This window comes from Paenibacillus forsythiae T98 (genome assembly GCF_000520735.1).
Lineage (GTDB): Bacteria > Bacillota > Bacilli > Paenibacillales > Paenibacillaceae > Paenibacillus_AQ > Paenibacillus_AQ forsythiae.
This window is the reverse complement of the sequence record NZ_ASSC01000665.1, coordinates 1-1,030: the sequence shown is the minus strand read 5'-3', so window position 1 is coordinate 1,030 and position 1,030 is coordinate 1. Positions and strand designations below refer to the sequence as shown.

The window sequence follows — 1,030 nt, the reverse complement described above, 5'->3', positions numbered from 1 at the left end:
CACCTTCAGACGTACCGGTTACGTCAGCTGCACCGACGGCTTCGACTGTTCCGGGTATCATCATCCCGGATGAGCAGATCCCGGCCGGGCCGGTAAGCTCAAGCAGCCCGCAGCCTTCGCCGGTGCCGAGTGTGACGCCGACGGAAGTGCCGGCAGATGACGAGGTTCCGCTTGGCGGGGTCGATATTGATGACGATGACGTTCCCAAAGGAGGTCCTTCCGATCCGGCTGAAAGCCCGGCCTCCGGCAGCCTGCCGAAAACCGGTGAAGGAAGCTCGCTTCCGATATACATGGGCGGTCTGGGTCTTATTCTGGTCGGACTTATCCTTAACCGCTGGCTGACCCATAACAAGAAAACAAAATAGCGTCCGGCCTGTCGTTTCGACAAACCGGCTGAGCAGGTAAGAGGGTGCCCCGTAAGCTATGGAAATGGCTGCGGCGGCGCCCTTTATTTTTTGAGGCGGGAATCGGGCGCAGAGGAGCGGTGGACTGTCCCGGCTTGTCTAAGCCAACGGCTAGTCAGCAATCCGTGTACGGTGATGAAGCGGGCGATGAGGCGGATCATGCAGAAAGCCTGAAATTGTGCATCTTTTGGCCGCATGAGAACACCCCTTGTATCAAACACCTGCGACGATACAGTTTTTCCTCCCCTCCGTCTTGCATTCAGCTAAAATGGCCTCAAATACCTGCATAAAATCAGGATTTCTTGATGCATGAGGGATTTGGATTTGAAAAGCCTGCACTTTTTGCCCTTTTGCCAGACGCTGAGCTTCCATCCCGACAACAGGACCTCATTCCTTGAGGGTTGGAGCTTCGTTTGCCGAAGAAACATGGGGCAGCCTCGACCCGAGTTTCCAATTTCCGAGACATCGAACGTCCCCGATAAGCTATACTGGTAAAAGAAATACAAGAAGAATCCAAAGAGCAAAGGAGGAAGGCTATGCTGCACGAACAGGCAATATACAGAGTATTGACCGCTGCATTGGAGACAGGCGCCGATTTTGCGGAAATCTTCGCCGAGGACAAGACG

Annotated in this window: 2 protein-coding genes; one reads left to right on the top strand and one right to left on the bottom strand. The window is 54.4% G+C overall.

Annotation, left to right across the window (positions count from 1 at the left end; all coding sequences use genetic code 11):
• The coding region (locus tag L692_RS29625; protein ID WP_036724767.1) for an LPXTG cell wall anchor domain-containing protein at positions 1-365 on the top strand (365 nt) is incomplete at its 5' end.
• Positions 366-617: 252 nt separating this feature from the next.
• Here L692_RS29625 and L692_RS32040 read toward each other — a convergent pair.
• Positions 618-776, bottom strand: a complete 159-nt coding sequence (locus L692_RS32040; RefSeq protein WP_156940537.1) for a hypothetical protein — start codon at positions 774-776, stop codon at positions 618-620.
• Positions 777-1,030: the final 254 nt, after the last annotated feature.